This is a genomic window from Lysobacter enzymogenes, assembly GCF_017168095.1.
Taxonomy (GTDB): domain Bacteria; phylum Pseudomonadota; class Gammaproteobacteria; order Xanthomonadales; family Xanthomonadaceae; genus Lysobacter; species Lysobacter enzymogenes_D.
Map to the genome: position 1 here is coordinate 3064 of NZ_LXSD01000367.1, position 7460 is coordinate 10523.

At 71.0% G+C, this 7460-nt stretch carries 7 protein-coding genes; 1 reads left to right on the forward strand and 6 read right to left on the reverse strand.

Going from position 1 to position 7460, the window contains the following annotated elements:
• Positions 1–181 precede the first annotated feature (181 nt).
• From A7A76_RS14655 to cysG, 6 genes are all read right to left on the reverse strand, one after another.
• Positions 182–691, reverse strand: coding sequence for an O-acetyl-ADP-ribose deacetylase (locus tag A7A76_RS14655; protein WP_206411875.1), 510 nt, complete (start codon positions 689–691; stop codon positions 182–184).
• Positions 692–695: 4 nt separating this feature from the next.
• Complete coding sequence (locus A7A76_RS14660; RefSeq protein ID WP_206411876.1) at positions 696–1250, reverse strand: RNA 2'-phosphotransferase; 555 nt, start codon at positions 1248–1250, stop codon at positions 696–698.
• A 58-nt stretch (positions 1251–1308) separates the two neighbouring features.
• Complete coding sequence (gene murU, locus A7A76_RS14665) at positions 1309–2028, reverse strand: N-acetylmuramate alpha-1-phosphate uridylyltransferase MurU (protein ID WP_206411877.1); 720 nt, start codon at positions 2026–2028, stop codon at positions 1309–1311.
• A complete protein-coding gene (locus tag A7A76_RS14670; protein ID WP_206411878.1) occupies positions 2025–3050 on the reverse strand; it encodes an aminoglycoside phosphotransferase family protein in 1026 nt (341 codons plus the stop codon). The genes murU and A7A76_RS14670 overlap by 4 nt, the downstream gene beginning before the upstream one ends.
• Before the next feature lie 419 nt (positions 3051–3469).
• Positions 3470–4450, reverse strand: a complete 981-nt coding sequence (gene cysK, locus A7A76_RS14675; RefSeq protein ID WP_206411879.1) for a cysteine synthase A — start codon at positions 4448–4450, stop codon at positions 3470–3472.
• Between the two features lie 34 nt (positions 4451–4484).
• On the reverse strand, positions 4485–5921 hold the full coding sequence (gene cysG / locus A7A76_RS14680) for a siroheme synthase CysG (RefSeq protein ID WP_206411904.1): 1437 nt from the start codon (positions 5919–5921) through the stop codon (positions 4485–4487).
• 354 nt (positions 5922–6275) lie between these two features.
• Here cysG and A7A76_RS14685 point away from each other — a divergent pair, with 354 nt between their 5' ends.
• A complete protein-coding gene (locus tag A7A76_RS14685; protein ID WP_074864058.1) occupies positions 6276–7259 on the forward strand; it encodes a LysR family transcriptional regulator in 984 nt (327 codons plus the stop codon).
• Positions 7260–7460 lie beyond the last annotated feature (201 nt).

Consider the following 7460-nt stretch of genomic DNA (forward strand, 5'->3'; position numbering starts at 1 on the left):
ATCCTGTGCGCCGCCCTTCGGGTCTCTGGTTGCCTGTGGCGAGTTCGGGGCGGCGGGGGGAGCGAGGAGCAAGGGCGACAGCAAGATCAAGATCAACATGGATTCCGGCTTTCGCCGGAATGACGAGTCGGAGGTTGCTTGGCTTCGGTGCGCAGGCTGTAGTTTCGGAGCTGCGGCGTTTCTAGTCGGCTCGGTCCAGCAGCTCCAGATAGATCGAAAGATCCGCGTCGCCGAAGCAGCAAAAGGTCACCGTTTCCGGCAACTGGGCGTCGAGGGCATGGCGGCGCGCCGTATCCACCGCCACGCGCGCCGCCGCTTCGGCGGGATATCCGAAGATACCGGTGCTGATGCAGGGGAACGCCACGGTTGCGAAGCCGCGACGCGCGGCGATGTCGAGGCTGTTGCGATAGCAGGCGGCCAATAGCTCCGGTTCGCCGCGATCGCCGCCGCGCCATACCGGCCCGACCGTGTGGATCACATGCCGGGCCGGCAGTTTGTGGCCGCCGGTGAGTTTGGCCTCGCCGGTCTTGCAGCCGCCGAGCAGGCGGCATTCGGCGATCAATCCAGGGCCGGCGGCGCGGTGGATCGCGCCGTCCACGCCGCCGCCGCCGAGCAGCGAGGAGTTGGCCGCGTTGACGATGGCGTCCATCGCCAGGGTCGTGATGTCGGCGCGGATCGCACGCAGTCGCATCGCCTCAGCCCTGCGTCGGCCAATCGATGAACTCCGGCGCGACCGCGTCGGTGAGCCACACGCCGTTGTCGGCGCGGTAGAACGCGAAGCCGCGCGCGTGCATTTCGCCGGCGCGCACGTGCAGCACCAGCGGCGCGCCGTGGCGGCTGCCGACCTTGACCGCGGTGTCGCGGTCGAACGAGAGGTGCACGTGGCGGCGGCTGCGCTTGTCCAGCCCGGTCTCGCGGATCGAGGCCGCGAAGCGGGTGGCGGTGCCGTGGTAGAGCGAGGGCGGCGGCTGCAGCGGCTGCAACGCAAGGTCGATGTCGATCGAATGGCCCTGGCTGGCGCGGATGCGGCGGCCGTCGATGCTGAGCTTGAAGCGCTGCTTGTCGTTGTCGCGCACGATCGCTTCGATCAGCGTGCGGCTGTAGAGCCGGCCGTGCGCGCCGGCCTTGGCGATGAATTCATCGACGTCGGCCCAGCCTTGGGCGTCCAGGCTCAGGCCGATGGCCTGCGGTTCGTGACGCAGCACGAGGCTGAGGAACTTGCTGAGTTTCTTGTGTTGTGGGTCGGTCATAAGCGTCGGCGCGGATGCTAGTCGCGCGCCGCAGCACGCGCCAGTGCCGCGACGGCCGTCAGTCGGCGACGAACGTCGCGTCCAGTTCGCGCAGGCGTTCGGGCGTGCCGACGTCGGTCCAGCGGCCGCGGTGGCGCGAGCCGCGCAGGCGGCCGCGCTGGGCGGCGCGGCGCAGCAGCGGGACGATGCTGAAACGCGGCGGATTCAGCTCGGTGCCGGCGGCGTCGCCGAGCGCGTCGCGCCAGTCGGCGAACAGCGAGGCGCGGTACAGGCCGATGCCGGCGTAGGTGAGCTTGTCCTCGCCGTCGTTGCCGACGCGGCCGTCGGCGTCGAGGCGGAAATCGCCGCGCGGATGCTGCGGCGGGTTGTCGACCAGCAGCAGGTGCGCGTCGCCGTCGAATTCGCGCGGCAGCCGGGCGAAGTCGTAGTCGGTCCAGATGTCGCCGTTGGCGACCAGAAACGGCGTCTGCGGCGCGGCGTTTTCCTGCAGCAGCGTCAGCGCATTGAGCATGCCGCCGCCGGTTTCCAGCGGCGCGGCGCCCTCATAGGAAAAACGCAGGCGCAGGCCCCAGCGCGAACCGTCGCCGAGCGCGGCGGGAAAACGCTCGGCCAGCCACGAGGTGTTGACCACCACCTCGTCCACGCCGAGCGCGGCGAGCTTCTCCAGATGCCATTCGATCAGCGGCTTGCCGCCGACCGGCAGCAGCGGCTTGGGCGTGTGCAGGGTCAGCGGGCGCATGCGCTCGCCCAGGCCGGCGGCGAAGATCAGCGCCTTCATGCGCGCGCCGCCAGCGCCGGGCGCACGTAGCGCTCGACGATTTCGCTGAGCGGCTGCAGTTCCGGGTAACGCGGCAGGACCAGATCGAGATAGCCGAGGAAACGCGGCGCATCGGCGAGGTACTTGGGCTTGCCGTCGCGGTGGTTCAGGCGCGCGAACAGGCCGAGGATCTTGATGTGGCGCTGCAGGCCGGCGAAGTCGGCATCGCGGCGGAAGCGCGCGTAGTCGGGCAGCGCGATGCCGGCGGCGACGGCGCGCGCGTGGTAGCGCGCCAGCCACGCCTCCACGCGCTCCTGCGGCCAGCTGACGAAGGCGTCGCGGAACAGGCTGATCGGGTCGTAGGCGATCGGCCCGCGCAGCGCGCCCTGGAAATCGATCACCGCCAGCCCGCCTTCGACCGGCATCAGGTTGCGCGGCATGAAATCGCGGTGGATGAACACCTGGCGCTGCGCCAGCACGTTGTCGAGGATACGGCGGTAGGCCAGGTCGAGCCGTTCCAGGTCGCCGCAGTCCAGTGCCACGCCCAGGTGGCGGCCAAGGAACCATTCGTCGAACAGGCGCAGCTCGCGGGTCAGGAAGGCTTCGTCGTAGGGTTGCAGGTCGTCGGGGCAGGGCAGGGCCTGGATCTTCAGCAACTGGTCGAAGGCGGCCTCGAACATCGCGTCGGCATCGGCGCGGCCGGCTTCGACCGCCTGCAGGACGGTGTCGCGGCCGAGGTCTTCCAGCAGCAGGAAGCCGCGTTCGGGATCGGCCTGGAACACCCGCGGCACGCGCACGCCGCCGGCCTCCAGCACCTCGCGCAGGCGCAGCCAGGGGCGCGGGTCTTCCAGCTCCGGCGGCGAGTCCATGACGATGGCGTCGCCCTCGGGCAGCGCCGCGCCGGCGTGCACGCGGCCGCGCCAGTAGCTGCGGAAGCCGGCGTCGAAGGAGGCGCGGACGAGTTCGAGGCGCGCGTCGCCGGTCGCGGCGCGGGCCCAGGCCAGGCGCGCGGCGTCGCGGTCGGAGGGGGACGGCTGGGTCATGCAGGCTCCATGCGGCGAAGGCCGCCGGCGCACAGGGTAGCCGGCCGGTGCGGGAGCGCAACCTTCATGCTGTGGTGCCGCCGCGGTAACTCCCTGTAGGAGCGGCGCGAGCCGCGACCAACCGAAGCGACGTCATACCACGGGACGTTCCGAAGCGGCGTATGTATGGCTGCCGGCCGGGCTTCGGCAGGTTACGCTTTCGGTGCGTCGCTTCGGTTGGTCGCGGCTCGCGCCGCTCCTACAGGGAGCGACCGTAGCCGTGTCGCGATCAGGGAAACATCGCCGCGGCAAAAAAGTGTAGGGCGAAGCCCGCGTCGCCTTTGGCCGGGAACGGTCGCCACCGCCTTCCCCTGCCGCTTGCGCCGCGGGCCCCGCCCTACGGGTGCCCGGGTAAAACGAAATCGCTTGCCGGCCGCGCCTCAGGCGGCGACCGGTTCTTCCTGCTCCAGTGACTTGAGCCACTCGTCGTCGGAGCCTTCGTTGACGCCTTCGAACAGGAACGTGGACAGATAACGCTCGCCGGTGTCGGGCAGCATCGCCAGCAGCACCGAGCCTTCCGGCGCGGCCTGCGCGACTTCCAGCGCCGCGGCGATGGTGGCGCCGGCGGAGATGCCGACGAACAGGCCTTCCTCGGCGGCGAGGCGGCGCGCGGTGTCGCGCGCGGTCACATCGTCGATGGGGCGGATCTCGTCGGCGATGCTGCGGTCGAGCACGGCCGGGACGAAGTCCGGGGTCCAGCCCTGGATCTTGTGCGGCGCCCACTCCTTGCCGCCCAGCAGCGAGGCGCCGGCCGGTTCGGAGGTGACGATCTTCAGGTCCGGGCGCGCCAGCTTGAGCACCTGCCCGGCGCCGCTGAGGGTGCCGCCGGTGCCCCAGCCGGAGACGAAGTAGTCGAGCCGCTTGCCGGCGAAATCGCGCAGGATTTCCGGGCCGGTGGTGCTGCGGTGATAGGCCGGGTTGGCCGGGTTCTCGAACTGGCGGGCGAGGAACCAGCCGTGCTTTTCGGCCAGTTCGGCGGCCTTGCGCACCATGCCGGTGCCGCGTTCGGCGGCCGGGGTCAGGATCACCTTGGCGCCGTAGGCGCGCATCAGCTTGCGTCGTTCGACCGAGAAGGTCTCGGTCATCACCGCCACGAACGGGTAGCCGCGCGCGGCGGCGACCATGGCCAGGGCGATGCCGGTATTGCCCGAGGTCGCTTCCACGATGGTCTGGCCGGGCTTGAGCTCGCCGCGCCGTTCGGCGTCGAGCACGATCGCCAGCGCCAGCCGGTCCTTGACCGAGCCGCCCGGATTGAACGATTCGACCTTGGCGTACAGCGTTACGTGCTTGGGCGCGAGGCGGTGCAGTTTGACGATCGGCGTGTCGCCGATGGTGTCGAGGATGCTTTCGTGCAGCGACATGGACGTGCTCCCGTGGCGTGGGGTGTATGGGGAATCAGGCGGCCTGGGCCAGCGCGTCGTCGGCGTCGGCGTCGGGCAAATCGGTAAGCGGGGCGTCGCCGAACCAATGCAGGCGCTGCGCCAGCGCGGCGACTTCGCCGACGATCAGCAGCGCCGGCGATTGCACGCGGTGGCCCTGCGCGCGTTCGGCCAGTTCGGCCAGGGTGCCGGTCACCACGCGCTGCTCGCGGCGCGAGCCGTTTTCGATCAGCGCGAACGGGGTGCTGGCGGCGCGGCCGTGTTGGATCAGTTTGTCGCGCAGCACGTCCAGGCCGGCCACGCCCATGTACACCGCGAGCGTCTGCTTTTCCTGCGCCAGCGCCTGCCAGTCGAGATCGCCGGCGGAATCCTTGAGGTGCGCGGTGACCAGGCGCAGCGACTGCGCGTGCTCGCGATGGGTCAGCGGCACGCCGGCGTAGGCGGCGCAGGCCAGCGCGGCGGTGATGCCGGGCACCACTTCGAAGGCGATGCCGGCCTGCGCCAGCACTTCCAGTTCTTCGCCGCCGCGGCCGAACACGAACGGATCGCCGCCCTTGAGCCGGACCACGCGCTTGCCGGCGCGGGCGTGCTCGAGCATGAGCTCGTGGATGCGGTCCTGGGTGGTGTGGTGGTTGCCGGCCTGCTTGCCGACTTCGATCAGCTCGGCGTCGCGCCGCGCCAGTTGCAGCACGTCGCGGCTGACCAGGCGGTCGTGCAGGATCACGTCGGCCTGATTGAGCGCGCGCAGGCCGCGCAGCGTCATCAATCCGGCGTCGCCGGGGCCGGCGCCGACCAGCACCACGGAACCGGCCGGCGGCGCGGCCGGCTTGTCGTCGATCAGGGCCGCGCCGAACGCGCGCTGCGCATCCTCGCGCCGGCCTTCGCGCAGCAGCGCGGGAATCGGCCCGGCCAGCACGCGCTCGAAAAAGCGCCGGCGCTGGCCGAGATCGGGGTAGTGGCGGCGGATGCGCGCGCGTTCGGCGGCGAGCAACCGGGCGAGTTCGCCCAGCGATTCGTCGAGCTCGGTTTCCAGGCGCTCGCGCAGGTGCCGAGCCAGCATCGGCGCGCCGCCGCCGCTGGAGATGGCGACCTGCACCGGGCCGCGTTCGACCCGCGCGGGCACGTGGAAGCTCGAGCCTTCGACATCGTCGACCACGTTGACCCAGACCCGGCGCGCTTCGCCGGCGGCGGCGACGGCGCGGTTGACCGTTTCATCGTCGGTCGCGGCGACCGCCAGCCAAGCGCCGTCGAACCATTCGGCGGCGAATTCGCCGGCCAGGTGTTCGATGCGCCCTTCGGCGGCCCAGGCTGCCAGCGCCGCATTCAAGCGCGGCGCGCCGATGCGTACCTGCGCGCCGGCCTCGAGCAGGGCCGCGGCCTTGCGCTGCGCCACCGCGCCGCCGCCGACGACCAGCACGGCGCGGCCGCGCAGGTCGGCGAACAGCGGGTACATCGGCGTCGAGGCGCGGGAGGACGAGGCGCGGGTCACGGCGGTGTTCGTGCGTTGAGGGGAGGATGCGACGACCCTACGGCGGCCGGCGGGCGCGGCGGAAATGACGGCGGGGCCTTTGCACATGCCGTCACGTAATGAGCCGTAGCGTTGCCGGGCCGATACTGGACAGCCGGCCCGGGGGATGGTTAATCTATAAATCCTTTCATCCGAATAGAGCGATAGATACGTGGAATCGAGGTGCCAGCGAATGCGAGCGATGCATCCGCGCTGCCGCGGCGACGCGGGCGCCGGCTGTTGTCGCCGCCGCGCCATACGCCACCTTCCACACCGACTCTCATTCTGGATCGCCACCCCATGACCCTGACCCAGCTGCGTTATCTGGTCGCCATCGCCGACTCCGGCCTCAACATCACCCTCGCCGCCGAACGCGTCCACGCCACCCAGCCCGGCCTGTCCAAGCAGCTCAAGCAGCTCGAGGACGAGCTGGGCTTTCTGCTGTTCGTGCGCAAGGGGCGCAGCCTGGAGGCGATCGCGCCGGCCGGCGAGCGCGTGCTCGCGCATGCGCGGCGGATCCTCGAGGAAGCGGCCAACATCCGCGCCTACGCCGCCAACGAGCGCGGCCAGCACGCCGGCCGCCTGGTGCTGTCGACCACCCACACCCAGGCGCGCTACGTGCTGCCGCCGGTGATCGCCCAGGTCAAGCGCGATTTCCCGCAGGTCAGCGTGCACTTGCAAGCGGCGGCCGACGGCGAGGTGCTGACCCATCTGTCGCACGGCAACGCCGACCTCGCCGTGATCAGCACCGCCGGCGCGCCGCCCGAGGGCGGTCTGGCGGTGCCGCTGTTCCGCTGGCGCCGGGTGGTGCTGGTGCCGCGCGGCCATCCGCTGGCCAAGCTCGAGCGCGCGCCGACCCTGGCCGAACTGGCCGCGCATCCGCTGATCAGCTACGAATCCTCGACCCGGCCGGAATCCTCGCTGCGCCGCGCCTTCGCCGCCGGCGGCCACGAGCCGCAGCTGGCGATGACCGCGCGCGACGCCGACCTGATCAAGACCTACGTGCGCACCGGCCTGGGCGTCGGCCTGCTCGCGGAAATGGCGGTGACCTCGCGCGACGACGACCTCAAGGCCTTGGTCGCGCCCGACGCGGTGCCCGAGTGCATTACCTGGGCGGTGATCCCGCGCGCGCGGGTGCTGCGCGACTACGCGCTGGAACTGGTGCAAGGCCTGGCCCCGCAGATCGACCGCCGCGACCTGCGGCGGGTGCTGGAAGGCAACCTGGAACCGCACTGGCCGAAGGCCCCGACCTGGGTCGAGCTGACCCAGTCGATCAGTTCCTGAGCGCGGACCGGCGCCAAGCAAGGCGCTGCGCGACCTACCTGTAGGAGCGGCGCAAGCCGCGACCGCGGACGATCCGCGCGCGCCGAAAGCTGCGTCGCAGTTGCGTTACCACGGTCGCGGCTTGTGCCGCTCCTACATGGGCTTCGGCGACAGCGCGAGTGGCCGCGAGCCGCAGCGTCGCTACGCGATCTACTTGTAGGA